This is a genomic window from Pedobacter gandavensis (assembly GCF_032678745.1).
Taxonomy (GTDB): domain Bacteria; phylum Bacteroidota; class Bacteroidia; order Sphingobacteriales; family Sphingobacteriaceae; genus Pedobacter; species Pedobacter gandavensis_C.
Genome location: NZ_JAVTST010000008.1, coordinates 26,416 through 52,524, shown reverse-complemented (window position 1 = coordinate 52,524; position 26,109 = coordinate 26,416). Strand labels below are relative to the sequence as shown.

Sequence of the window (26,109 nt, the reverse complement as noted above, 5' to 3'; positions counted from 1 at the left end):
GTATAATTTACCAGTTACTTTTGTTAACAGTGTTAATAAAAGTATATATGATATGGGAATTGCAGAGCGTAAAATAAGACAGAAGGAAGAATTCAGGACGAGTATTTTGGAAGCAGCATGGCAACAGGTCATTTCTGATGGTTGGCAATCTTTGTCGATCAGAAAAATTGCTGACGCGATAGAGTACAGTATTCCCGTCATTTACAATCACTTTGAAAATAAAGAAGCCATTCTCTTAGAATTTACAAAAGAAGGTTTTCAGAAATTAGCAGATACTTTACAATTGGTTAAAGATCAGTATGCTATTCCGGCAGAACAGCTGGAGGCAATGGCGCATGCTTACTGGGATTTTGCATTTGACCATAAAGAATATTATCAATTGATGTTTGGTCTGGGAATTCCTGCATGTGATCGAGTAAACGAAATCGAGGAATTAAAAAATGCAACCAGCATCATGATTTCTAGTATTAAAGCAGCAATAGAACAGAGCAATCAACCGGAAACAGATTACTTCCTGAAATACCATACCTATTTGTCCATTCTTCATGGTTTGGTCTCTATTCAAATGATTCAGAAAGAAGGAAAACCAGATTCGGCGAAGAAAATGATCCTTCAAGATGCAATTTCTGGTTTTATCATCTCCATAAACAGGATTAATGCTTAATTTTAAATACATCATTTTTTAATCTATAAAAAACCAGACCTACATCAATGAAAAAACTATTCAACACCAATTTTAATCAGGAAGGCCTACACTTTATGTTGTTGGTTCTTCGTGTGGCCATCGCAGCTTTCATGCTGGTTCATGGTTATCAGAAATTACAATACCTTACTTCAGGGGCTCCGATCGAATTCATGGACTTTTTAGGAATGGGTACAACCGCTTCATTGGCATTGGCCGTTTTTGCGGAATTTTTCTGTTCTATACTAATTTTGATTGGATTGGGAACCAGGCTTGCCGTTGTTCCTTTGATCGTAACGATGTTGATTGCCATATTTATGGTACATGCAGCAGATGCTTTTGAGAAAAAAGAATTGGCTTGTCATTACTTGGTGGTTTACCTGTTTTTATTCGTTACTGGAAGTGGAAAGTATAGCATTGACCACATCATTAGTCGTAACCTCAGCAAAAGAAGACACTAAGGGCATTATTATTGCTTTGTAGCAGCTTTATATCAATTGGCAGAATAATCCGTTATAGCTAGGTCACACACAAAAACAGAATACCATGAAAAAGATCATCATCCTTTGCCTAACGGCGATTATTATCCAAAGCTGTAGCGTCAGCAAACAACAAATAAAAGCGCTGGAGAAATGCACCTATAAAGTAGTTTCTGCGGATCAGATTTCACTTGGAGGGACGGATGTGAAGAGACTAGTGAGCGGTCAGGACCTTAACTTAGGAAGTTTACCTGGTCTAGCATTGGGTTTACTGAGAAAGGATGTTCCTTTAAAAGCACGCTTAAATCTTGAAATTACCAATCCAACTTCCAATACTGCTGCGATTAATGAGTTTGAATATAAAATCCTTATCAACAGAGCAGAAATAGCTTCAGGTTTTGTAAATCAGGAAGTAAAAGTTGAAGGAGGAAAGTCAACTGTGGTGCCTGTAGATATGGTAGCTAATATTTATCCTTTTGTAACCAATAGTAAAGTGATGAACGAAATCACCGAATTTATTAAAGGAAACAAGGGTGGTGGAGAGAAAAAAGGAATCCTTACTTTAAAAATCAGACCGAGCTTTAAGGTAGCTGGTGCATTAGTGAAGTACCCTGGATTTATCACAATTGATAAAGAAGTGAGTAGCAAAATTCTGCTATAAAGCGCTTTTTGTTTTACAACTATATTACAAATATTGACGAAATTAAGTTTCAGATTGAGGATGTTTTATTTACATTCGGATATTAAGATCTGTTTATGAACCTTCGTCAATATTTGTTTTTAATACCATTTGTTCTTCCATTTTCTTTAAAAGCGCAACTTGCTGTGCAGCCCAATGCTGCGGAGATAAAGCAAGGCTTGGAAGGATTAAATGTAACTGGTAGTGTTTTGTACATTGCGGCCCATCCGGATGATGAAAATACACGTTTATTGGCTTATTTAGCCAAAGAAAAGAAAGTAAGAGCAGGATATCTTTCCCTGACCAGAGGGGACGGCGGACAAAATCTGATTGGCAATGAGCAGGGCGAACTACTTGGTTTGATTCGTACGCAAGAGTTGCTGGCAGCCAGAAGAATGGATGGCGCTGAACAATTCTTTACCAGAGCCAATGATTTTGGCTTTTCTAAAACCCCGGAAGAGAGTTTCAAAATCTGGGATAAATCAAAGATTCTAGGAGATGTGGTATGGGTGATTCGGAAGTTTCAACCTGATGTGATCATTACGCGCTTTCCAGAAGATGGACGCGCTGGACATGGGCATCATTCCGGTTCCGCAATCCTCGCACGTGAAGCATTTGTTGCAGCGGCAGACCCTAAACAATTTCCAGAGCAACTGAAGGATGTGAAACCATGGCAAGCGAAAAGAATTGTGTGGAATACCTATAATTTTGGAGGAATGAATACCACTGCTGACGATCAATTGAAAATTGATGTCGGCGTTTATAATGCCTTGTTGGGCAAAAGTTATGGAGAGATTGCTGCGGATAGCAGATCTAATCATAGAAGTCAGGGTTTTGGCTCCGCAAAACAACGGGGATCAGCCCTGGAATATTTTAGCCCGATTGCGGGAGATCCTGCAAAATCTGATCTTTTCGAAGGCCTCGATTTTACCCTCAACAGGTACCCTGGGAGCAAAGATATTCAAACGCTGGTTTCAGCGCTAAATAATGGATATCAAGCCTCTAATCCTGCGGCCTCCCTACCGCAATTGCTGAAGTTAAGGCAAATGGTAAAGGGAAAAGACTTTAAGCATGAGTTGCTGGATAACCTGATTCTTGCTTGTTCTGGAATCTGGCTGGAAGTGGCTGCATTGAGTCCATCTTATGCACTGAATGACTCCATTCCGGTGAAAGTACAGGCCATTGCCAGAGTTGCTACTCCTTATTCTATTTCAGTGCTGGAGGAAAATACCGGTGCCAGTATGGAACTTAGTCCAAATAAAATGGTCGCTCTTGACCGTAAGGTGTTTGGGAGCGGATCCAGGATCACTCAACCTTATTGGCTGGAAAAGAAACATGATCAGGGGAGTTACCAGGTCGATGATTTGTCATTAATCGGACTTCCGGAAAATCAACCTTTTGTAAATGCGGTATTCCGTATTAAAATCGCTGATCAATTGATCGAGAAAAAGATGCCTGTTGTCTATAAATATACCGATCCTGTGAGAGGAGAGTTATATCAACCCTTGGTCATTGCGCCTCCGGTTACGGCTACCTTCCAGGAAAATGCGTTTCTTTTTAATGGGAATGAAAGTAAAATGATTACTGTGTCTTTGAAAAGTTTTAAGGATCAGGTTTCAGGAACATTGACGGCAACCTTGCCTTCAGGCTGGAATATGAATCCCCAGCAACTGGATTTTAAGCTCGGTAAGAAAGGAGATCAGGAGATGATCAGCTTTAAATTAAGTCCTACTGCCGATGCCAGGGCTGGCGAAATGGTTTTGAACCTCAATGTAAATGGTAAAACCTTTCATCAAGGCTTAAGGATATTGAATTATGATCATATTCCACCTCAAACCCTATTCCCGCTAGCTGCTGCAAAGATCGACAGAACAGACCTGAAGTTTGCGGGTAAGAAAATTGCTTACATTCCAGGGGCAGGCGACCTGATTCCGGAATCCTTGAAACAGATTGGTTTTGAAGTTACTCAGCTTTCGGAACAACAGGTGCTAAACATGGACCTCTCTGGATTTGATGCCATCGTAACAGGTGTTCGTTTGTATAATATCAACAATCAGATCAATGCGATGCAGCCCAGATTAATGAGATTTGTAGAAAATGGTGGCATTTTATTGCTGCAATACAATGTGAATTCGCCATTAAAGCTGACGAATATCGGACCTTATCCTTTTCGTTTAACCACAGATAGGGTAACTGAAGAAGATGCCGCTGTTCATCTGCTGGCACCAAATCACCCTGCATTAAACTATCCAAATAAGATCAGTCAGAAAGACTTTGAGGGTTGGGTACAGGAGAGAGGATTGTATTTCGCTCAGGATATTGACCCTAAGTATACGCCGATATTAGGTATGCACGATACCGGAGAGACCGAAAAAAATGGCTCTTTGTTGATTGCTAATTATGGTGAAGGAAAATTTGTGTATACTTCCTTGTCCTTTTTCAGGCAATTACCTGCAGGAGTTACTGGGGCATACAGACTGTTTATCAATTTGCTTTCAAACAAAAAATAATGGACAACTACCGGGTGTTTTATAGATTTTTAATCGGCTGGCTCATCTTCTTAATCCTAATATTTTATGCGTTTACTAAATATTTCCAATGAGTAATATAGATTGGGCTGTACTGATCATCACCTTGGTGGCGATTGTAGTTTATGGGATTTATAAAAGTCGTGGGGCTAAGAATATTCAGGGATTCCTGCTAGGTAACCAAACAGCACCATGGTATCAGGTTTGTCTTTCGGTGATGGCCACACAAGCCAGTGCCATTACATTTTTGTCTGCGCCAGGTTTAGCTTATTCCTCAGGAATGAGCTTCGTACAGTTTTACTTCGGTTTGCCATTGGCGATGATCGTATTGTGTATCACCTTTGTGCCGATTTATCATAGGTTAAAGGTATATACTGCCTATGAATTTCTGGAACAACGCTTTGACTTAAATACACGGGCATTAACGGCCTTTCTATTTCTGATTCAGCGGGGTTTATCTACGGGGATTACTATTTATGCGCCTTCCATTATCCTATCGACTATTTTGGACATCAATACCACTTATACGACCCTGTTTATTGGAAGTCTGGTGGTGTTTTATACCGTTTATGGGGGGACTAAAGCAGTGTCTTATACCCAGATGTTGCAAATGAGCATTATATTTTGCGGGTTATTTGCCGCTGGTATTATGGTGGTGCATTTGCTGCCTGGCGATATTGGTTTCGGGAAAGCATTGAGTATTGCTGGTAAAATGGGAAGAACCAACGCGATTGATTTTACCTTTGACCTCAACAATCCTTATACCGTTTGGTCTGGATTGATCGGAGGATTCTTTTTGCAACTTTCCTATTTTGGTACGGATCAAAGTCAGGTGGGACGATATTTGTCAGGAGCTTCTGTTAACCAAAGCCGACTGGGCTTGTTAATGAATGGCCTGGTTAAAATCCCAATGCAATTTCTAATCCTTTTAATTGGCGTACTTGTATTTACCTTTTACCAATACAACCGGCCACCTATCTTTTTCAACAGTTTTGAACTGAATAAACTGGAAAAAAGCCAGTATCAACCCGAGTTAAATAAATTGAAAACGGATTATGATCAGGCATTTGTAGAGAAGCAAAATGTTGTAGATCAGATGAATCAGGCTTTGGATCAAGGTAATAAAGAAAAAATTGACCTTTATAGGACTGCTTTACAGCTTGCTGACGAAAAAGGGAAATCAATCAGAAAAGAAGTGACGACATTGATGACTAAGAATGATGAGCGTGCTGACATCAATGATAACAACTATATTTTCCTGAGTTTCGTTACCCAATACCTGCCCAAGGGCTTAATTGGCTTGTTGATTGCCATTATCTTTTTAGCTTCTATGGGTTCTACAGCAAGTGCATTGAACTCTTTAGCTTCTACCACCGTAATCGATATTTATAAAAGATTAATTCGTAAAAATGGATCTGATCATGAGTACTTGCAGGCCTCCAGATGGGCAACTGTGTTTTGGGGTGTAATCTGTATCATTATGGCTTTGTATGCAAGTAAGATTGGGAACCTACTGGAAGCGGTTAATATTCTGGGTTCTTATATTTATGGAACCATTTTAGGCGTGTTTCTTGTCGCCTTTTATATCAAACAAGTCAATGGAAAAGCGGTGTTTCTGGCTGCTATCCTGGCTGAAATTGCAGTAGTATTAATTGGAAAACAAGACTGGGTGGCTTATTTGTGGCTCAATGTAATCGGTTGTATATTGGTGGTAGTGCTATCGATAATTATTCAGCAATTTACGAAAGAGAACAAGTTACAGGAAAAGACGGTTTAGTGGATAACAAAAAGGCTTCATCATGATCACATGATGAAGCCTTTTTGATTTGCCCTTATAAATTGAAGGTTATTTTTTTGCTTCAGCTAATAATTCGCTGTTTAATCTTACGTACTCATCAATCTTCGCTTCAGTAGCTAGTTTGATTCCTGCTTCTGCAGAAGCAATTGCTCCGGCTTTATCACCTTTTTTCAATTGAATACGGCCTTTCCATAACCTTACCCATGGTGCTTTAGGATCTGCAAGTTCAGCAGCGTTTACCCATTCTAATGCTTTGTTAAGGTCTTTTTCATTTTCGTAGTAGTATTGTGCAGCTGCGAAATATGGTTTTTTCTCTCCTTTCATGGCTTCTTCAATACTAGCCATTACCTGAGCATCAACTTCAGTAGTCAAATCAATGTTTAATCCTGTGTTTTCCCATGATAATTGCAGTTGAGCAGTAGTTGGATATACATTGGCAAACTGAATGGTGAAGGTTTCAACTTTATCTTTTAGTTTAATCGCTTTCACTTTGATACGCAACACATCATCGCTCTCTTTATATTCGTAAGCACCCCATTGTTTCGAATCTTTATTGAAAATTACAGTCCACTCTTCTTTACCTGGAATGGTAAATAAACCATAAGTACCTGCTGCTAGTTCTTTTCCAGCAACTTTTACAGGATCACTAAATGTAACTGAGGTCGCTGAATTTGCTCCTGTACGCCATACTTTATCGAATGGTTCCATTACTCCAAAAACTTTGCGGCCTTTCAGGTTTGGACGGGAATACGAAACGCTGACTTTACCTAATCCAAAAGTTTGAGTAATGGTTTGAGCAGAACTCGCTTGTGGTATTTTTATACCTTGCGCCTGAAGTTCTGTGTTTAATGATACTGCAAGTGCAAGAATCATCAAGGTCTTTAATGTTGTCTTCATTTTGTTAAGTTTTTTTGTTACTAATTTACACTAAAGAATCATATTTTTTATAAATCAAACTCAAGCTTGGAGATATGATGAAATATATGACGAACAAATTAGAGAATCATTCCTAAATTAGCCAAATGCTTAATGTACGTTATCTTTTTCCGCTAGTCCTATCCGTTTTTGTGTCCTGCACAACCATGAAGTCAGTTCCTGATCCAGGTGTTGAAACCGGGGTTTCCCGGAGTCTGGCTAATTATAGAAAGGCAAATATTTCAGGAATTCATTACCTGATGGAATTAGATATTCCTGCGGAAAGAGAAAAGAAAATTGGGGCAGTAGCAGATATTTCTTTCGAACTTAAATCTACGAAGTACCCTTTACAATTGGATTTTAAGGAAGACCAAGGTCGGATTCAGAAACTTTCCGTAAATGGTGTACCAGTTGAAATTAAACTGCAAAAGGAGCATTTATTGATCGCACAGCAGTATTTGAAGCCAGGAAAAAATGTTGTTCATTTGGAATTTTGGGCTGGTGATGGTGCCCTGAACCGCAATGCAGATTATTTATATACGCTGTTTGTACCTGATCGTGCGAGAACAGTGTTCCCTTGCTTCGATCAACCTGATCTGAAAGCTGTTTATACATTGACTCTTAAATTGCCACTGGATTGGAAAGCAATTGCAAATGCAGCGCTAAAGGATTCCAGTATCACGAATACTGCTAAGATCTATCGTTTTAAACCTTCTGATACAATTAGTACCTACCTTTTCTCTTTTTCAGCGGGAAAGTTTAATAAGATGAATGCCCCAATGGATCATTTAAGTGGTAGTTTTCTATACCGTGAAACAGATACAGCGAAGCTAAAACATAGTTTGAATGAAATATTTAAGATTCATGGCAACTCTTTAAAATTCATGGAAAATTGGACAGGTATTCCTTATCCATTCCAGAAGTTTGATTTTGTAGCGATCCCTGATTTTCAGTTCGGAGGAATGGAACATGTAGGGGCAATTCAATATAAAGAATCTTCTTTGTTTTTGGATGGTGGTGCTACGAAAGACCAGTTGAATTCCAGAAACAATTTAATTGCACATGAGACTGCGCATATGTGGTTTGGAGACCTGGTGACCATGAATTGGTTTACCGATGTATGGATGAAAGAAGTGTTTGCGAATTTTATGGCAGATAAAAGTACTGAGGAGATCACAGGCAAGGCAGATTTTGACCTGAAGTTTTTAGTAGATCATTTTCCAGCAGCTTATGGTGTAGATCGAAGTATTGGAGCCAATCCAATTCGTCAGGATCTTGACAATTTAAAAGATGCGGGCACACTTTATGGTAACATCATTTACCATAAAGCACCAATCATGATGCGCCAGCTGGAACGGATGATGGGAAAAGAGAAGTTTCAACAAGGGGTTCGTGAATACCTGAATAAGTTTGCTAATGACAATGCATCCTGGCCCGATTTAATTGCCATTCTGGATAAATATGCAGCGGCAGATTTACAAAAATGGAATAAAGTATGGGTAAATGATAGTGGCCGTCCTTTGGTAGATTATCAATTGGAAAAGAAAGATGGCAAAATTACCAGTTTCAGGATAACGCAAAAACCAGAGTACGGAGTTAACAACAGCGTTGGAATTGATAGCAGAACTGGAATTGAAAGTGGAAACAGGAAAGCAAATGAAAAGATCTGGCCTCAGCTTTTTGAGCTTACTTTATACTATCCGGGCAGTGTTAAAGAACTGACCGTAAATTTGAATGCAAAATCAGTGGAAGTGAAAGAGGCAATAGGAATGGAGGCTCCTTTATTTGTTCAATTTAATTCCTCCGGACAAGGTTATGGAGTATGGCCGGTAGATCCTGTGATGTTCTCCGCAATTGATCGGATGGAACAACCATTGAACCGTGCTGCAGCCTATATTGCACTTTATGAAAATATGCTGAACGGCAGATCTATTCAACCAACAGCTTTATTGGATTTGTTGATGAGTAGAGTAGGGTTGGAAAAAGAAGAACTGAACCTGAAATTGATCACTGGATATATCGGTGCTATTTTCTGGGAATTTACAAGTCCTCAGCAAAGGCTGGCCATCCACAGTAAACTGGAAAAAACCTTATGGAATGCGATGGTAAATCAAGCACTTCCAAATCATAAAAAAATGCTTTTCAAAGCCTATCAGGATATATTCCTTTCAAAGTCTGCAACTGATCAGTTGTTCCTCATCTGGAAAAATCAACAAGCACCGCAAGGGCTGATCCTTTCCGAAGACGATTATACAGCACTTACTTTTGCCTTGGCACTTAGAATGGACAATAACGCGAGTCTACTCCAGTCGCAGTTAGACAGGATCCGTAATGCAGACCGTAGAAAGCGTTTTGAATTTATTAAACCTGCGGTGTCTTCTGATCTTTCCGATCGGAATGCCTTTTTTAAACGTTTGGAATTGAAGGTGAACAGGGAAAAAGAAGCCAATGTTGGTGTTGCATTGTATTACCTGCATCACCCACTTAGACAGGCTACATCTATTGCATACCTGCCTAAGAGTCTGGAAATGCTTTCTGAAATTCAAACTACGGGTGATATCTTTTTTCCTCAAAATTGGTTGCAATCTACTTTTAGCTATTACCAGTCTGAGGAGGCTGCAAAAATGGTCACAGATTTCCTGAAAGCAAATCCGGATTACAGTCCTAAGCTTAAAGCGAAAATCCTACAGGCTACAGATTATTTGTACCGTGCCTCGGCTTTAAGGAACGCTAAGGATTAATTACTTCGGCTTAATAGCCTTATAAGTTAGTTTCGTCGTTTCTGTAATGGTTCCCTGCTTCCTTTTAAAGGAAGTAGGATAATTGTCGCTATTGTATTCGTAGGTATAAATACTTCCTGTGCTGCCAGGGGATGAATAATCAATGCCTAGCGGATTGCTTTTGGAAAAACTAATTCTGGCCTGGTCCTGGTTGAATAATAGTAATTGTACATAAGGGATGTTCCGGTAAATACTTAATTTATCATCATAAATACCGGTCATTTTAGTCGTTTTACTGGTATTGACTATACTGATACTTACCGCATTTCCTAAATGGTCATAACTAATGGTTTCTTCTTCTTGAAGTAGGTTATTGGGGCCATGTTTTTTTAGCGCTGAAATCCTTTTTTCATCATCATAACTAATCGCATAGTATCCTATTGGAGCAGATTTGCTATCAAATAGATAAATCTTGTAAATCTGTCCTGCTTTATCAATAAGATAATTGATTTCCTGCTGAAGTTTTTTGTCCTTGTAATGTTCCTGTTTTAAAGGAAGTCCATCTGGACGATAAAAGAATTTGGTCAGCTTTCCATCGGATTGGCTGATTTCCATTAGCCGGTTTGTCTCCCCTTCATAGTTGAATTCGATGCGGAGAAGCTCCGAATTAATACTGGAGGGAACCTGTACTGCTACAGTTCCTGGACCTGGTTTTTCCTTGTCTTTTGTTGGATCGACTGAATGCTGTTCGCTTTTTTTACAAGCATAAGTCAGCATAATAAAGCAAAACGCAATTAAGTAAACCGATTGCAAGCGTGTTCTAATGGATAACATGATCTTTCTGTTCATAAAAATTGGGATTGATGAGGTACGAACATATGTTTAATTATCTTATGGTGGTTGAAAATATAATTAATAATTAATTTAAGTGTGATTATTTTTGTTTTTAGCTTTTTTACGTACATTTTTATGAATGTGTTTTAACTATAAGGTTAATTTTGGTGTTGTTCACTAAATGAGGATTATGATGTGGAGGAATGTAGCAGAACAAGAGGATTAAAGGACTAACTGCTGCTTTAACAATTAGTTGTACTATAAACGTTTAATTCGTATATTTACGAAAAGATCGTAATACATGGAAAAGTTAACCGTACAAGAAGAAGACGCTATGCAGGCAGTTTGGCAATTTGGTGCTGGCTTTATTAAGGATTTTATGGAGTTATTGCCCGAACCTAAACCACCTTATACTACGTTAGCTTCCACCATTAAAAACCTGGAACGTAAGGGATTTTTAAAGAGTGAGAAGTTTGCAAATGCCAACCGATATAGTGCAAAGGTGAAAGAAGCGGAGTACAAGAAGCGCTTTATGAGTGGTTTTGTAAGCGATTATTTTCAGAATTCTTATAAAGAACTCGTGTCTTTCTTTGTAAAAGACAATAAGATTAGTGCAGCGGAGCTGAAAGAAATAATCAATCTCATTGAAAACCCTAAAAACTGATGCGATGCCTGAATTCTTTATTTTCCTGCTGAAAGTTAATGTGGCCCTGACCTTATTTTGTCTGGCCTATTACCTCATCCTGCGTAAACTGACTTTTTATACATTGAATCGTTTTTTCTTACTGTCAGGGATTGTATTTTCTTCTTTGTGCCCATTTATAGAACCGAAGACCATCTTTGGCTCAAATGAGGTATTGGTACAGCCAATTACCGCAGCATTGCCGGTCATTTATTTAAATATGGAAGCCTCTACCGGATTTGATTACTGGCTATTGGCCAAACTGGTCTTTTGGATGGGGGTCGCTTTTTTGATCTGCAGGATGATCCTGCGTTTTACAGCACTTTATAAGGTGCATCAGCAATCTACGCCAGGCACCTTAAAAGACTACCCTGTGCGGTTCCTAAAGGGAGATATGAATACCTTTTCTTTTTGGAAAAACATTTACTTGAATACAGAACTGCATCAGCCGAAAGAATTAGAGGCTATAGTGGAACATGAGCAGGTGCATGTGAAACAATGGCATACTATTGATATCCTCCTTGCCGAATTAACTACCATCTTTTATTGGTTCAATCCAGGTGTATGGTACATGAAGAAGGCAATTCAGGAAAACGTAGAATTTATCACTGATCAGAAGATTTTGCAAAACGGAATTGATCGGAAAGCATACCAATACAGTATGGTACATACCTTAACAACAGGGAGACCTACTGCATTAATGAACAATTTTAACATTACAGGAATTAAAAAACGAATTATCATGATGAACTCCAAAAGATCCTCTTCTTTTCAACTGATCCGATATGTATTTATATTACCGGTATTGTTGATTCTAACCAGTGCTTTTACCTTGTATAAGGGAGAGAAGTTGTTGGCTTCTACAGAAACTTTGCTAAAAAAGGTGACTATTCCTACAGAATGGATAAATAATGAGCCGAAGCAGGAGCAAATTATTGCAGAGCGCCAACCAGTTGAGCTGAATCAGGATTTGAAGCAGGAGAAACCGGTAAAAGCAAAGAAAAAGCAACAGCAGCCGACGAAACAAGCCCCAGCAAAAGAGAAGGCGACATTCCAAATTAAAGCATACCGCAATGATCAGGTACAGGATACTGCCAGGAAAGAAAAGTTTAAGGGACGTGTGTTAATGTTGTCTGACGGTGTTCTTACTGATGTCAGTAATACAAAGGAGGAAAAGGATCAAAGAACGATGACGGTGATCAGGAAAGATGGTAGTAATAGCTCGGTGGTTATCCGTCCAATTGATAGCAAAACCAAAACACCAATAAACTATTTCCTGAATGAAGAGTTTGCCGTCTCATCGGATATCAGTTTACTGGATCCAAACACCATTGAAAGTATAGAAATCTATAAAGACAATAAAGGTCCAAAATTAAATGGTGTTTGGATTTATACTAAAGGTTTTAAAAAGTCTTCAAAAAAGCTTTAAAAAGTCAAGGTTACATTAAGCATTGCTACTCTGCCGGGGATTTTATAAGTTCCGGCAGTAAAAGCATTGTCTGACACATAAATAGCTTTATAGCTTTTGATATTGGCGACATTGCTAAGAATAAACTCAAAGTCGGTATGGATACTGTTGACTTTGTATCTCGCAGTCACATCAGAAAACAGGTAGCTTAATTTCTTCTGACCGGATTGTTTAGTATAAAGGTGTTCGGCAGAAAAGGTTACAAATACATCATTAAGCGGCATAAAAGACAGCTCTGCCTGTTGATTCAATTGTCTGTAACTAATAGCAGATGCTGCAACAGCAACAGATTTGCTCTCATTCTGATTTAAATTTGCCGTGTAATTTAAGTTCATGCTATTGCTGATCTTACTCTGAAAACCAAGCTTTATTCCATTACTAGTATTGCGATAAGGCAGTAATATGCCATTTTGAAACTGATTACTTTTGTTTTGCGACCAGCTGAGTCCCATACTTAGGGTTGTTCTCCAATCAAATAGGTATTTGCTGGCATTTCCACTTAAGCGGAATGAATTGCGACTGTTTTCATAAGGTAGGGCGATGTGTTGCTGCAGGTTATCAGTGATGATACTGGAAGATATGGTATTCATATCTAGTCTGCTGTAAGAGGCCTGCAGGTTAAAAAACAACATCGTAATCGCTTTTTTAAAGTTGAAAGTCAATGCCGCTGTATTGCTTCTTTGTTCAGAAAGTGGTGCATTATTGGCAAAGAGACTTCGGTAGTTCTTTAGAATAGCTCCTCTGTAAATGTCATCCATCGTACCCAATTCGTTCCTTAATGCGTAATTAAATTGAAGGTCTTGCTCGATTCCGGTCTTATATTTAAGGCTCAATGCCGGGCTTAAATAAAGGCGGTTCATGTTGCTGTCTAAGGCAAGACCGCGATCCTGATAAGTAATATGCTGATAACTTAGGGGAAGGGTTAATCTCGCAGTAAAGCGGTCTTCTTTTAGCCCATATTCATATACACCTTCAGTATATGCCTTTGATCGGTTCCATTCCAGTTGGTTTCGGGAGTTTATAGTACTGGGCTGCAACTGTTGGTTATGCTGAATACTGAATAGGTCTGAATTTAATTCCTGTGCCTGGATACTGAAACCTACTTTATAAGTCTGGACGATTCCTGAGGACACCCGTTTAAAGGAAAGGTAATTGTTGTTGAACAAAGAAGGTGTTTTTGTTTTTTGCAATAAACCGGTATAGGGTTGTCCCTGATTGAAAATCTCGGGATCCAATCCGGCATTGACCTGCAATTCTTCCGGTTGATGGCTGTAATTTAAATAGGAGTAGAGGTTATAAATATTCCCGTTTTTTAGGGTATTTAAGTAATTGAATTCATTGGAAATATCGAGTGTTTGTTGCTGCAATACTTGTCCGAAGTGTAGCGTATTGCTATTCAAATCGACATGATATTTGTTCGTTTTATAATCAGTAATGAATGTATTCTGTAAAAAAGAATGCGCTCTATTCGCATTGATGCTTGCTTGTGCGCGAAATTGATGAGGTTTGGAAATGTTGTGTTGCTGTTCTGTAAAGCTGACGTTGCCTGTAGGCAATTCGTAAGAGGTGAATTTATCATAATCCAATCGTTGACGATCGGCCAGATAATATAAATTAGTCTTTACTTGTACTTCCTTTTTCAGGTTCAGTAAATTGTTGACATTGAGTAGTGCTGCACGGTTAAAAAGATACCTGTTTTGTGGCAGGTCAGGAACTCCGGCGGCACCTGTAGATAAAAGTGTGGGTAGTTTTTGGTTGTCCAGGGCTTTCTTATAATCGGCAATATTATGAGAAGTGAGTTCTTTGGCGGGGTCAATTCCGAGATTATTCCCTTTAAGGTAATTGATGCCTTTATATTTTTTATTGAACATCATGGCATTTATGTTTCCATTAAAACGTTCCGGAAAACCAGCTCCAAGTTCAGCCTGCCCCATGACTTTAAGTTTTGCTTCGTCTTTAATAGTGATGTTTAGCGCAACATCATCACTATTCACTTTGTTCCTCAGCATTTTTATGGGCTGATCATTTTGAATCACCTGTACTTTATCTACTGCATCTTTGGGGATGCTTTTTGTGGCGATATTGTATTTGTCGTCTAACAGGTTGTCTCCGTCTATGTAAAAATTGGAAATGGCCTGGCCATTGTAGGATATTTTGCCGTTTTTGTCGACTTCAATACCGGGCATTTTCTTAAGAACATCTCCTAACACCCGGTCTTGTTTATTGCTAAAATCAGCAAGTCTATAATTCAATGTGTCTCCATCAAGCTTTAAACGTGGTCTATGGTTTACTACTACCGTAGGTAAATCGATGCTGGCTTCTAAAAGGATAAAATCATAGCTTTTTTTGAGATCGCTAAGCAAGGCCAGTTCCCGTTTATAGCCCAGGCTGCTCACTTCTATGCTGGAAACTTTAGGGCTTCCTACAGCTATTTGAACCTGGTAACTGCCTTTTTCATTACTTCTGGAGAAAGCAACAATTTTCCCCTCTGCACTTTTTACGGTGACAGTTGCAGAGGGGATTGCTTTTCCTTTTGCATTTTTAATGGAACCATGGATTTCATTTTGTGCATTCGCTTGTTGCCGGCCTAATATCAAGACCAGCATACTGCTGAGGAACAGGGCTATTCTCATTTTACTGCGGTAATTTCTATAGGATTATTGATGACTGCTGGGTTTACTGTGCTTTTGTTGGCCGTGGTCCTTTTGAACGATGTTCCTGGTAGGCTGGAACTTATGAAACCCTCAGGATCTTTCCTCATTGCTTCAGCAAGTTTTTGGTATTCCTGCTCAGTGGTTTTGATCGCTCCTTTTGGTAGGTAAAGAACTGGAGAGTTGAGTAGGTCTGCACTGCTCATTTTACTGATATTTAGTTTTCCGCTTACGCTAACGTCGCCGATCTCGGAGGCTTCTTCTGATTTTACTGCAGATGCCTTGGTATGTTTGATGTTTTCAAAGCCCAGGAAATCAAAAACAACTTCTTTTTTAGCATCATGCGCAGCTACAATTAATCCTGGCAAACCATTTAGTTTCCATGGTCCGCTTTGGAAAGGTAAATCTGGACAGAACCATGCCGTATATGTTCTACCCATAAAACTGGTGTTTGCTTTCTGACACTTCAGACCGGATATGGTAGCGGTATCTGTGGTAATGGTCCAGTTCATTTCCGGTAGTTTTTCTTCGATCAGGTAATTATTGACCAGTCTCTTTTTGGTAATCAGTTTTTTCTGCTCGGTGTACATATAGAGTTCTTCCTGGCTCAGTTTTTTTGGGCTGGACTTCATGTTGAGACTAATTTTACCTGGAATAGAATTCTTGATTTGTTCTTCAATGTCTTTCTGACGCTGCAGGTCAAAATTGATTTTGTCCAGACTCAAGTAGGCACTTGATTGGCTACCAAGTAGCAAAACCATCTCTTGTGTAAATGGCTTATCCCGGTTCAGTGTGTCGGTAATATGGCTGAAACCATAAGTCGCTTTAGCACGAATTGTATCTGCTTTTTGTGCTTTAACGGAGCTGAAGAGGAGGGCAGTGATGCCGAATAAAAGTAGGCTTTGTTTTTTCATGTGTTTCCTGGTTGGTTGAATATTCATGTGAATTACGATATTTCGGTAAGTATACGAAATTATCGTAATGTTATGATGATTTCGTAGAATAGTTTTTTACTTAATTATGTTTAATTAATCTCTGAAAAGTATGTTCTGCAATCATTAAGCATTAACTTAGCAAGCAAAGATTTCTTTTATCCATTACCGTTTATTATCAAATTATATGGACGATTTTTTAGCTGCCCGCCTTCAGATGGCCTTCTCCTTAGGCTTTCATATTGTTTTCGCTTGTATTGGAATGGTAATGCCATTTTTCATGTCTTTAGCACATTTTTACTGGCTCAAAACCAAGAAAACGGTTTACCGGGATGTCACAAAAGCATGGAGTGCAGGAGTAGCGATTTTCTTTGCTACAGGCGCGGTTTCTGGAACCGTACTTTCATTTGAACTTGGCTTACTCTGGCCAAAATTTATGGAGCATGCAGGGCCAATATTTGGTATGCCTTTTTCTTTAGAGGGGACGGCATTTTTTATTGAGGCAATTGCCCTGGGTTTTTATCTGTACGGCTGGAATAAGCTCAATCCATGGTTCCATTGGGCCACAGGAGTGGTGGTTGGGATTAGCGGGTTGTTATCCGGAATCCTGGTGGTTGCCGCTAATGCCTGGATGAATAGTCCGGCCGGATTTGATTATATAGACGGTCAATACCTGAACATAGATCCAATCAAAGCGATGTTTAACGACGCCTGGTTCTCTCAGGCGCTGCACATGACCGTTGCTGCCTTTGTGTCGACTGGTTTTGCTGTGGCCGGAGTGCATGCACTCATGATCCTGAAAGGGAAAAATGTAGCTTTCCACAGCACCGCCTTTAAAATTGCCGCCATCTTTGGAACTGTTGCAGCTTGTCTGCAGCCTTTAAGTGGTGATATTTCAGCTAAAGATGTAGCCAAACGTCAGCCAGCAAAACTGGCAGCGATGGAGGCCCATTTTCATACCGAAAGAAATGCCCCATTGATTATTGGAGGAATCCCTGATACCGCCAGAAAAACAGTTGACTATGCCATCAGGATCCCAGGTTTACTCAGCTTTATGACCACTGGTGATTTTAATGGAGAAGTAAAAGGACTGGATAGCATTCCTAAGGAAGATCAACCTCCGGTAGCTGTAACACATTACGCTTTTCAGATTATGGTAGGATTGGGGATGGCCATGGTAGGTCTTGCCCTCTTGTATTTCCTTGCTTTGTGGAAGAAGAAAAACTGGCTTAAAAGTAATTGGCTACTAAAGCTATTCGTGCTGGCAACCCCAATGGGATTCATTGCCCTGGAAGCCGGATGGACAGTCACGGAGGTTGGCCGACAACCATGGATCATACATGGCGTAATGCGCACTGCTGATGCAGTTACACCAATGCCTGGAATTGCTTACTCTTTTTACTTGTTTACCGGAGTCTACATTTCGCTGGCAGTCATCGTTACCTTATTGTTATTCCGTCAGATTACGATGGTGGGTAAAATTTACGATTCTTCAACTAAAGTTCCTAAAAGCTAATATTATGATATACGTTGTGATCACTTTTCTCTGGACCGCTATTTTACTTTACATCTTATTAGGCGGGGCCGATTTTGGAGCTGGTATTATTGAGTTGTTTACCTCCGAAAAAAATAAAGACAGAACGCGGAAAACTATGTATGAAGCAATTGGCCCTATTTGGGAAGCCAACCACATGTGGTTGATCATTGCGGTGGTGATACTTTTCGTAGGTTTTCCTAAGATATATACCACGGTATCTATATACCTTCATATTCCATTGGTAGGCATGCTTCTGGGGATCATTGCCAGGGGAACTGCTTTTGTATTCCGAAACTATGATGCCGTTGAAGATGATATGCAAAAGGTGTATACACCAATATTTGTGTATTCGAGCTTAATTACGCCTTTCTTTCTTGGGATTATTGCAGCAAGCGCAGTGTCTGGAAGGATTGATCCACAGGCAAATGATTTCTTGTCCGCTTACGTATTTAGCTGGTTGAATTGGTTTTCTGTGGCCGTTGGTATTTTTACGGTCAGCATTTGCGGCTTTCTTGCCACCATCTTTATCATTGGACAAACCACTGTAGAAAGCGATCGCCTTCATTTCATTAGAAAAGCAAGAAGAATCATTTTTATCGTCATGTTTTGTGGGGCATTGGTATTCCTAGCGGCTTATTTTGAGCAGATTCCATTATTCAGCTGGATTTTTGGGGATACGCCAGGATTAATAGCGATCATCGCGGCCAGTATTTCTTTAGTGCTGATGTTCTTTGTATTGGGAAGAGATAAGCCGATTCTATTAAGGATACTGGCAGGATTTCAGGTGACCATGATCTTGTTTGCCGCCACTTATAGCCATTTTCCGGATATCATTTTATTAAAAGATGGTGCCAATCTTTCTTTGTTGACGCATCAGGGACAGGCTAAAACTATTGATTCATTAGGTTATGCCTTGTTGATCGGTAGCTTATTTATTTTGCCAGCTTTGGTATACCTGATTTATATCTTCCAGAAGAAAAAAGACCTGGATTCAGTTCATTAATCTGCTGTAGAATTGGGGAACTCAGCTCATTAATCCTAAAGGAAAGACCTTAGGATTAATGCTGTTGGAAAGAGAATTCTGCTTAGCCTTTTGGCTTAACGATAAATGCCCTGATAATTAAAAAGACGATGATAAGTCCCATCAGCATAATCATGATTTCCGACATTCCTACTCTTACTCCTTGTATATTCATGGTTTGATTTTTTTTTAAGGTATAAAATAAAACCAAAAAATCTGCTGTTTTTAGTTTTCATCAAACAATTCTGTCCTTTATTAGCTTTTAAATAGAGATGATTTTTTAATATAGAAATTATGGATAGATTGATTATGGAATCCGTTTTATCAGATGTAAGCGGATTTAACTTAACAAAAGATAGCACTGAAGGGTATGTTGGGGCATTGGTGATGGGCTTTTCTGAGGACCGTGTTGCACAGGTCAGCCATGTTTTTTCTGAGTTAAAAAATATGGTTCAGGGGGATGGGATTCAGTTATTGATTTGTAAGACCATGCTGGATGGTATCTATGATCTGGAAATCTGTACAGCTGTATTGGATGAACCGGTTCGGATTAGTAATAAAGCTATCCCAAAAGAAATGATTCATGTGATAGAAAGTCATGCGGCCAATGATCCTAAAATATTGCTTGGCGCAGCTGGCTTGTCTCAGGAACACTGGTTGGGCGTATCCAGTCTTGAAATTAAAAGCTGCGATCGATAGCTTTGAGAAAGAGTTTTGAATGTAACAAATTAGGGTAGGTATTCTATCCAGGGTATATTTTATGTTTAATTCGCGTTGAGTTTTGTGCCAGGGAATCTGGCGTTGCCAAAAAACTGGGTAGTAAACCTGGGGTATAAAACAACAGAACCTAATACACAGAAAAATGTTACACAGGGAAATTTTATTAAAGATTAAACCTATATCATTTTCTAAAGTCCTAAACACACAACTGAATATACTTTCCTTTAATTTGAACCATTATGAAAATGAAACTCTCTAAACTCAGCCTTTCTTCCTTATTGCTCCTTGCCTTCAGTTCTGTTGGTTATGCTCAGAAACTACCGGATGTACAATCTACTGGCATATATGCACCTACTGGAATAAGAGCTGATGGAAAAAGTACAGAATGGAATGATAGTTTTCAGGCCCTGAATAAAAGAACGAATATTTATTATACAATTGCCAACGACGACAACAATCTGTATGTCGCAATTAAATCTACAGACCCTGCCAATAACACGAAAATAATGGCTGGGGGAATTACACTTTCCATCAACCCTGATGGTAAAAAGAAAGAAAAAGAAAGCATCACACTTACCTATCCGTTGGTCAACAGAGCTGCGATGAGACCAGGTGGAGGTCAGGGTGGAGGCCGTAGAGTGATGATGGGTACCATGATGAGTTCATCTACCGGTGGGTCGCAAATGAACAAACTGCAAAGGGATTCTATGATGGCCGAAATGCAGAAAAAGCAATTGGCACAAGTGAAAGAAATTAAGATCAGTGGTTTTAAAAACACTACCGATACCTTGATATCTATATATAATGAATACGGAGTTAAGGCAGTAGCAAGTATTGCTAAAGACAATGCCTTTTTCTATGAAATTTCCATTCCATTAGCTGCACTGGGACTGACCAAAGACAGCAGTACAGAGTTCGCCTATAACATTAAGCTGAATGGTTTACAAATGCAAGGATTTGATGGCGGCGGTGGCGGCATGGGTCAAAGAGGCGGCGGCGGTGGCGGCGGTAACTTCGGTCCTCGCAGTGGAGGAGGTGGTAACTTCGACTTTCAGGCATTGATCAGTCCGACTGATTTTTGGGGTAAATATACCTTGGTAAAAAAATAAAAAGGAACACACACACACAAACCAACCACATACAAACTCATGACTTATTTCTACACGGTTACAGCCCTTCGGTTGCAGCAAACTCATCGCGTCCGATATTCTGGAGCGTTGAAAAGAACATTACTATTATTCGGTTTCCTTTTTTGTTCGGTATATGGCTTTGCTCAAAACCAGGGTAAAGACCAGAATATTCCAGCGCCACTGCCTACAAGAGAGATCAGTGGGATTGTAAAAGATTCTACGGATCTGGGGGTAATTGGCGCTACAGTGACGCTGACTTCAGCTAAAGATACTTTGAAAACCAGTACAAATTCGGACGGTATTTTTGTCTTCAAAAATGTAAAGTCTGCAACCTACACCTTGATGGTTCAAAGTATAGGGTATATGGCTACAAAACCTGTTCGTTATAAACAGAACGACGCGATTCCTAGAATTGTGATGGATCCAATTACACTAAAGGAAGAGAAAAACCAACTGAATGAGGTCGTGATCAATGGGACTCCATCAATTACTTATAAAACCGATACCGTAGAGTATAAAGCCAGTGATTATATAGTCAGGAAAAACGCAACAGTAGATGAGTTGTTGAAGAAAATGGAGGGCATGGAAGTGGGGACTGATGGAACATTAATCCACCAGGGACAAGCGGTAACCAAGGCGAAACTGAACGGTAAAGAATACCTTGGAGGTGATTTGGCCAATGCAATTAAGAACTTACCTGCAGAGATCGTTGATAAAATACAGGTAGTAGATGATTATGGGGATCAGGCGGCAAGAACCGGCGTAAAAGACGGCGATGCGGAAAAGATATTGAACATCACCACCCGTACGGATAAGTCGGTGGGGAATATGGTGAATGCCAACGTAGCTGCCGGAAGTAACAAAAGGTTTGAAAGCGGAGTTTTCGGTACGAGAATCAACGGAAATCAAATTATTGGTTTAAACGGAAGTTTTAACAATACCATCAATGGTGTTGCTTCCAGCGGAGATAACGGTGGAACAAGCGGTGGTGGCGGCCGTGGGGGTAATAACAATACTGGTAATGCAGGCAGCTCTGGCGGAAGCGGCGGAACAACTCAGGTGGGTAATGGCTCTTTAAGCTACCGGGATAAGCTGAGTAAAAAAGTTGCTGTGAATCTTAACTATGGTTTCAATTCCAATGATGTGAATTCCCTTACGGAAAGCTCAGCGGATATGTATTTGGCAAACAAATTAACCCATCAGGAGTCGAAAAGAATGTCGGATAACCTGACGCAAGGTCATAATCTTAGATTGGAACTGGAAGCCGAGCTTGATAGTAGCAATTTCTTAAGAATCATACCAACGATTCGTACCAACTCCAGCACAAGCAATCGCTTAGATTCTGTGACGCAAAGAGGAGATATCAATAGAGATGAATTTGTTCGGAATTTGAGTAAAAATACCAGACCTCAGTTAGGTGCATCAGTATTTTATCAGCACATTTTCAAAAAGCCGAGAAGAAATATTTCTATGCAGGTAGACCTGAACAGCAATAATCAGGAGACAGAGCAGGTTCAAGATGGCAAGTATCTTTTTTACGATTCTTTAGGTCGACGTTCAGGTCCAGATTCATTAGTGAACAGAATCATTGCCCGTAAGAATTTACAAAGTAATTATAGAGGGAGCATGACCTATGTGGAACCTTTAACTTTAAATACACAACTGGAATTTAATGCCCAGCTGAATTATAATGGCTATGACAATGTTGCTACGACAAGGAATATAGGTGATAATGGAGCCCTTTCAGTGATCGATTCCCTAAGCAATATTTACGATTATTCCTTTACTCAAGGACGTATTGCAATGAACTATCGCTATGGCCTGGATAGAATGTCTAAAGTGAGGTTCTCGGTCGGCTTAACAGCAGTTCCAGCCGTTTTATCGGGTACGAAACAGAGTCTTGGGACCAGTACCCATAGGAATAGCTTTAACCTGATTCCAATTGCACGTTTTGAATATATGTGGTCTAGACAACATAAAATTCAGGTCAACTATGCAGGAAGTGCAGTAGAGCCATCATTTGATCAGATTCAGCCGGTTAGAGATGTGACTAATCCGCAAAATCCAGTGATTGGTAATCCAGATCTTCTGGCTTCTTTTACCCATTCAATAAATGCCAGTTACAACAATTATATCGCCAACTCCAGGCTGAATTACTCTTTGAATATGAACGCCTCTACAACGGAGAATGCCGTAATTAGAGACATACAAAGGGTTACCGTTTTACTTCCTTCTGGCGTGGAAAATAAGATTAATGAAACCAGGTTTTTAAATACAAATGGCGTATATCGTTTAAACGCGAATTATTCTATCAATAAACAATTGAATGACCGGAAATATAACCTCGCTTTGAGTGGTTCTGTGAGTTATGATCACCGGATCTCTATGACTAATGGAGTGAAAAATAATACAAATGTGTTGGTAATGATGGAACGCTTTGGTCCGAGGATAAACCCTACAGAATGGTTCGAGATCAATCCTAATGTTTCTTATACCAATACACGTTCTACAAATAGTACGATGACAGCTGCCAACAGCGAGTATAATACGCTGGCACTAAACGTAGATGGAAGGGTATATTTATGGGAAACTTATTTGTTTGGTTACAATGCAAGTAAGAACTTCGTAAGAGGACTTAGTACGAATGTAACTGCAAACCCTTTTGTAGTGAACATGTATGTAGAGAAGGAATTGTTTGACCGTAGAGGGAAGGTTACGATCCAGGCTTTTGATGTGCTAAACCAGAATAATTTTGTCAATAGAGAGGTGACAGATACTGGGATCATTGATACGAAAAGTAATGCTTTGAGCAGGTATTTTATGGTGAGGTTGACGATGAGATTGCAGAAATGGACTGGTGCGCAAGGAAAAGGTGGAAGAGGAATAATGAGAAGAGGGGATGGTAGTTTCATGTAAGACAAAATCATTGATCTGTTTGAAGGCTGGAAAATTTGCCTGAAGGGGCAAACCTTCCTAGGCCTTTACACAGATCAATGATTTTGCTGGGAGTTCAAGTTAACGACCGGGAGAATAGTATAAAGACTGGACGTATAATTTAACAACTGGGTATTTAGGTTAGCAGCTGGCTGAATAGGTTAACAGTTAGGTAGATAGATTAGCAGCTGGTAGTAGATCTAGTAATACGCATAATAAAGGGCCCTGTAGCAGGTTGGAGTTAAATCCGGTTTGTAACAGGGCCTTTTCTTTTTAGCAGCTTGAAGCGCTGATTAGGACTAAGGGGGAAGTATTTAAGTGATAATTCTTATATTCGCCCGGGGGATACAATGAAATGCTGAATTATGAAACAATACCGGACAACGAACTTGCCGGGTTGTTGAGGTCTGGGGATAGGGGAGCATTCACAGAAATTTACAACAGGTATAAATGGTTATTGCATAGCCATGCGTACAAATGGATACAGGATCGGGAGGAAGCCAAGGATATCATTCATGAGCTTTTTGTTGCTTTATGGACGAAAAGAGAAAGCCTTTCTTTTCCGGATAACTTGTCTGCCTATCTTTATACTGCGGTTCGTAACCGCATCTTCAATGTCATTTCCCAACAAAAAACCGCTTCCAAATATTTAAATTCTCTGCAAGCTTTCATCGATGAGGAACAGCGTGCTACAGATCACCTGGTTCGTGAAAAGCAGTTGACCTTATTGATAGAAAAAGAAATTGCTGCTTTACCGGCTAAAATGAGAGCGGTTTTCGAACTCAGCAGAAAAGAACAATTGAGTCATAAGGAAATTGCGGAGCAGCTTAGCCTTTCCGAACAGACAGTTAGAAAACATGTACAGCATGCACTAAAGATCCTAAGGGTTAAATTGGGAATTATGGCATTTTTGTTCCTGATCTCTCATTGATTTTAGGGAGGTTCCCTGTCATTAAAAAATAATTCAATATTTCTTCATTTTTATTTACCCCCTATGGACAAGCTCTCTGTCTGTTCTTTTGATAGGGATAAACATATTCCTTCATACTATGACTAAACTAGACGCAAAACAGTTATTGATCAAACATCTTTCCGGCGAATGTACGGAAGAAGAGCAGGCGCTATTGGCGCAATGGCACTTGAACAGTACCGCAGATAGGGATGCTGAAATCGCTGGTTTTGATTTAAGTGAACAGGAACGTCAGGATGATCTTGATGAGATCTGGGCTAGACTGGAACCGGAAGAGGAGAAAGTACAGCTGGTAGAAGAGCAAATACAACAGGTAGAGGAGAAAAGAGCTCCACGTATTTTATGGCCTGTTATTGGCGTTGCCGCCGGTATCGCAATTGCATTAACCGCAGGATTGTTATTCTATAATTCTAAATCTGATAAGGATCCAAATCTGTTGGCAAATGCCGCTGGTCAGGAGCAAATACCTGCAGGAGGAAACAATGCTGTCCTTACGCTTGATGATGGAAGACAGATCTCTTTGTCGGACGCCAAAAAAGGAACGCTGGCAACCGAGTCAGGAATCAGCATCTCCAAAACTAAAGAAGGGCAACTGGTTTACCACCTTGCTAATGTAAACAAGCCCAATACCTACAATACGATTAGTACCCCTAATGGTGGACAATATCAGGTAGTGCTGCCAGATGGCACCAAAGTATGGCTGAACGCAGCTTCGTCTTTGAGGTTTCCCTTAACTTTTAATCAGCTGAGCCAACGCAAGGTGGAACTGAAAGGGGAAGCTTATTTTGAAGTAGCCAAACAATTGAATAAAGGCGAGAGAGTACCTTTTGTGGTGCAGACAGATCAGCAACAGGTAGAAGTATTAGGTACTCATTTTAATATCAATGCTTACAAAGATGAGCCGAGCTTGAAAACGACACTGATGGAGGGAAGCGTAAAAGTAACCAACCAGAAAAATGCAGTTGTCCTTAAACCAGGAGAGCAGGCTACTGGCACAAATCATCAATTGTTATTGGCAAAAGTAGACGCAGAAGAGGTGATCAGCTGGAAAAACGGCTTTTTCCGTTTCAACAATACCGATTTAAAAACAATCATGCGTCAGGCTTCGCGCTGGTACAATGTCGATGTCGTCTATGAAGGCAATATTCCTCCGCTATTAATTACGGGAGAAGTGAGCCGACAAGTCGATGCATCTGCATTTCTCGAGATGCTGAGGTACCTGAATGTTAAATTTAAAATAGAAAAGCAAACCAATGCCAGGAGTAAAATCCTCGTATCGCTTTAATCAACGAATCATAAACCATAAACTAAAAAAAGATGAAGAAACATTTACTAGCCCAAGAATAGGAACAGAAGATATTAACCCACAAATAACCGGGAAAGTGTTGAAGCACTTCCCCGGTAGAAGATCCTGATTGGTACTCGGGAT

The 26,109-nt window shown here is 39.8% G+C and carries 19 protein-coding genes; 15 read left to right on the top strand and 4 right to left on the bottom strand.

Going from position 1 to position 26,109, the window contains the following annotated elements; all coding sequences use genetic code 11:
• Positions 1 to 52: 52 nt before the first annotated feature.
• The 5 genes from R2S10_RS20575 (at position 53) to R2S10_RS20555 (ending at position 6,145) form a co-directional block, all read left to right on the top strand.
• Complete coding sequence (locus tag R2S10_RS20575) at positions 53 to 664, top strand: TetR/AcrR family transcriptional regulator (RefSeq protein WP_316842299.1); 612 nt, start codon at positions 53 to 55, stop codon at positions 662 to 664.
• Positions 665 to 711: 47 nt separating this feature from the next.
• A complete protein-coding gene (locus R2S10_RS20570; RefSeq protein WP_316842298.1) occupies positions 712 to 1,143 on the top strand; it encodes a DoxX family protein in 432 nt (143 codons plus the stop codon).
• A gap of 85 nt (positions 1,144 to 1,228) precedes the next feature.
• Positions 1,229 to 1,822 (top strand): hypothetical protein, encoded by a 594-nt coding sequence (locus R2S10_RS20565; protein WP_316842297.1) that lies wholly within the window; start codon positions 1,229 to 1,231, stop codon positions 1,820 to 1,822.
• Positions 1,823 to 1,917: 95 nt separating this feature from the next.
• A complete protein-coding gene (locus R2S10_RS20560) occupies positions 1,918 to 4,350 on the top strand; it encodes a PIG-L family deacetylase (protein WP_316842296.1) in 2,433 nt (810 codons plus the stop codon).
• A gap of 88 nt (positions 4,351 to 4,438) precedes the next feature.
• On the top strand, positions 4,439 to 6,145 hold the full coding sequence (locus R2S10_RS20555) for a sodium:solute symporter (RefSeq protein WP_316842295.1): 1,707 nt from the start codon (positions 4,439 to 4,441) through the stop codon (positions 6,143 to 6,145).
• A 69-nt stretch (positions 6,146 to 6,214) separates the two neighbouring features.
• On the opposite strand, the gene R2S10_RS20550 is transcribed toward R2S10_RS20555, so the two are convergent.
• On the bottom strand, positions 6,215 to 7,063 hold the full coding sequence (locus R2S10_RS20550; RefSeq protein ID WP_316842294.1) for a DUF2911 domain-containing protein: 849 nt from the start codon (positions 7,061 to 7,063) through the stop codon (positions 6,215 to 6,217).
• 185 nt (positions 7,064 to 7,248) lie between these two features.
• On the opposite strand from R2S10_RS20550, the gene R2S10_RS20545 reads away from it, so the two are divergent.
• Entirely contained in the window at positions 7,249 to 9,822 is a 2,574-nt protein-coding gene (locus R2S10_RS20545) for a M1 family aminopeptidase (RefSeq protein ID WP_316842293.1), read from the top strand.
• On the opposite strand, the gene R2S10_RS20540 is transcribed toward R2S10_RS20545, so the two are convergent.
• On the bottom strand, positions 9,823 to 10,650 hold the full coding sequence (locus tag R2S10_RS20540; protein ID WP_316842292.1) for a hypothetical protein: 828 nt from the start codon (positions 10,648 to 10,650) through the stop codon (positions 9,823 to 9,825). It lies immediately after the preceding gene.
• Positions 10,651 to 10,936: 286 nt separating this feature from the next.
• On the opposite strand from R2S10_RS20540, the gene R2S10_RS20535 reads away from it, so the two are divergent.
• Together R2S10_RS20535 and R2S10_RS20530 are read left to right on the top strand one after the other, a co-directional pair.
• Positions 10,937 to 11,299, top strand: a complete 363-nt coding sequence (locus R2S10_RS20535; RefSeq protein ID WP_316842291.1) for a BlaI/MecI/CopY family transcriptional regulator — start codon at positions 10,937 to 10,939, stop codon at positions 11,297 to 11,299.
• Complete coding sequence (locus R2S10_RS20530; RefSeq protein ID WP_316842290.1) at positions 11,280 to 12,746, top strand: M56 family metallopeptidase; 1,467 nt, start codon at positions 11,280 to 11,282, stop codon at positions 12,744 to 12,746. Before R2S10_RS20535 ends, R2S10_RS20530 begins: the two co-directional genes overlap by 20 nt.
• On the opposite strand, the gene R2S10_RS20525 is transcribed toward R2S10_RS20530, so the two are convergent.
• The gene (locus R2S10_RS20525) at positions 12,743 to 15,418 is read right to left on the bottom strand and encodes a carboxypeptidase-like regulatory domain-containing protein (RefSeq protein WP_316842289.1); all 2,676 of its coding nucleotides are present in this window, start codon (positions 15,416 to 15,418) and stop codon (positions 12,743 to 12,745) included. The two genes, R2S10_RS20530 and R2S10_RS20525, sit on opposite strands and share 4 nt — an antisense overlap.
• A complete protein-coding gene (locus R2S10_RS20520; RefSeq protein WP_316842288.1) occupies positions 15,415 to 16,350 on the bottom strand; it encodes a GLPGLI family protein in 936 nt (311 codons plus the stop codon). Before R2S10_RS20520 ends, R2S10_RS20525 begins: the two co-directional genes overlap by 4 nt.
• A gap of 205 nt (positions 16,351 to 16,555) precedes the next feature.
• Between R2S10_RS20520 and R2S10_RS20515 the strand changes: the two genes are divergently transcribed.
• The 7 genes from R2S10_RS20515 to R2S10_RS20485 all read left to right on the top strand — a co-directional run bounded on the left by R2S10_RS20515 (position 16,556) and on the right by R2S10_RS20485 (position 25,965).
• Entirely contained in the window at positions 16,556 to 17,884 is a 1,329-nt protein-coding gene (locus tag R2S10_RS20515) for a cytochrome ubiquinol oxidase subunit I (RefSeq protein ID WP_316842287.1), read from the top strand.
• A gap of 4 nt (positions 17,885 to 17,888) precedes the next feature.
• Positions 17,889 to 18,908 carry a cytochrome d ubiquinol oxidase subunit II gene (locus R2S10_RS20510; protein ID WP_316842286.1) on the top strand — a complete coding sequence of 340 codons (1,020 nt, stop codon included), beginning with the start codon at positions 17,889 to 17,891 and terminating at the stop codon, positions 18,906 to 18,908.
• A 312-nt stretch (positions 18,909 to 19,220) separates the two neighbouring features.
• Positions 19,221 to 19,625, top strand: a complete 405-nt coding sequence (locus R2S10_RS20505) for a hypothetical protein (RefSeq protein WP_316842285.1) — start codon at positions 19,221 to 19,223, stop codon at positions 19,623 to 19,625.
• 260 nt (positions 19,626 to 19,885) lie between these two features.
• On the top strand, positions 19,886 to 20,755 hold the full coding sequence (locus R2S10_RS20500; RefSeq protein WP_316842284.1) for a hypothetical protein: 870 nt from the start codon (positions 19,886 to 19,888) through the stop codon (positions 20,753 to 20,755).
• Between the two features lie 39 nt (positions 20,756 to 20,794).
• Entirely contained in the window at positions 20,795 to 23,692 is a 2,898-nt protein-coding gene (locus R2S10_RS20495; protein WP_316842283.1) for an outer membrane beta-barrel protein, read from the top strand.
• Positions 23,693 to 24,065: 373 nt separating this feature from the next.
• A complete protein-coding gene (locus R2S10_RS20490; RefSeq protein WP_316842282.1) occupies positions 24,066 to 24,641 on the top strand; it encodes an RNA polymerase sigma-70 factor in 576 nt (191 codons plus the stop codon).
• A 118-nt stretch (positions 24,642 to 24,759) separates the two neighbouring features.
• Positions 24,760 to 25,965, top strand: coding sequence for a FecR family protein (locus R2S10_RS20485; RefSeq protein WP_316842281.1), 1,206 nt, complete (start codon positions 24,760 to 24,762; stop codon positions 25,963 to 25,965).
• Positions 25,966 to 26,109: the final 144 nt, after the last annotated feature.

Excerpts from the sequence above, each read along its gene's own strand:
- R2S10_RS20575 (WP_316842299.1), top strand. The coding sequence starts at position 53 with ATGGGAATTGCAGAGCGTAAAATAAGACAGAAGGAAGAATTCAGGACG.
- R2S10_RS20570 (WP_316842298.1), top strand. The coding sequence starts at position 712 with ATGAAAAAACTATTCAACACCAATTTTAATCAGGAAGGCCTACACTTT.
- R2S10_RS20565 (WP_316842297.1), top strand. The coding sequence starts at position 1,229 with ATGAAAAAGATCATCATCCTTTGCCTAACGGCGATTATTATCCAAAGC.
- R2S10_RS20560 (WP_316842296.1), top strand. The coding sequence starts at position 1,918 with ATGAACCTTCGTCAATATTTGTTTTTAATACCATTTGTTCTTCCATTT.
- R2S10_RS20555 (WP_316842295.1), top strand. The coding sequence starts at position 4,439 with ATGAGTAATATAGATTGGGCTGTACTGATCATCACCTTGGTGGCGATT.
- R2S10_RS20550 (WP_316842294.1), bottom strand. The coding sequence starts at position 7,063 with ATGAAGACAACATTAAAGACCTTGATGATTCTTGCACTTGCAGTATCA.
- R2S10_RS20545 (WP_316842293.1), top strand. The coding sequence starts at position 7,249 with ATGAAGTCAGTTCCTGATCCAGGTGTTGAAACCGGGGTTTCCCGGAGT.
- R2S10_RS20540 (WP_316842292.1), bottom strand. The coding sequence starts at position 10,650 with ATGAACAGAAAGATCATGTTATCCATTAGAACACGCTTGCAATCGGTT.
- R2S10_RS20535 (WP_316842291.1), top strand. The coding sequence starts at position 10,937 with ATGGAAAAGTTAACCGTACAAGAAGAAGACGCTATGCAGGCAGTTTGG.
- R2S10_RS20525 (WP_316842289.1), bottom strand. The coding sequence starts at position 15,418 with ATGAGAATAGCCCTGTTCCTCAGCAGTATGCTGGTCTTGATATTAGGC.
- R2S10_RS20520 (WP_316842288.1), bottom strand. The coding sequence starts at position 16,350 with ATGAAAAAACAAAGCCTACTTTTATTCGGCATCACTGCCCTCCTCTTC.
- R2S10_RS20515 (WP_316842287.1), top strand. The coding sequence starts at position 16,556 with ATGGACGATTTTTTAGCTGCCCGCCTTCAGATGGCCTTCTCCTTAGGC.
- R2S10_RS20510 (WP_316842286.1), top strand. The coding sequence starts at position 17,889 with ATGATATACGTTGTGATCACTTTTCTCTGGACCGCTATTTTACTTTAC.
- R2S10_RS20505 (WP_316842285.1), top strand. The coding sequence starts at position 19,221 with ATGGATAGATTGATTATGGAATCCGTTTTATCAGATGTAAGCGGATTT.
- R2S10_RS20500 (WP_316842284.1), top strand. The coding sequence starts at position 19,886 with ATGAAAATGAAACTCTCTAAACTCAGCCTTTCTTCCTTATTGCTCCTT.
- R2S10_RS20495 (WP_316842283.1), top strand. The coding sequence starts at position 20,795 with ATGACTTATTTCTACACGGTTACAGCCCTTCGGTTGCAGCAAACTCAT.
- R2S10_RS20490 (WP_316842282.1), top strand. The coding sequence starts at position 24,066 with ATGCTGAATTATGAAACAATACCGGACAACGAACTTGCCGGGTTGTTG.
- R2S10_RS20485 (WP_316842281.1), top strand. The coding sequence starts at position 24,760 with ATGACTAAACTAGACGCAAAACAGTTATTGATCAAACATCTTTCCGGC.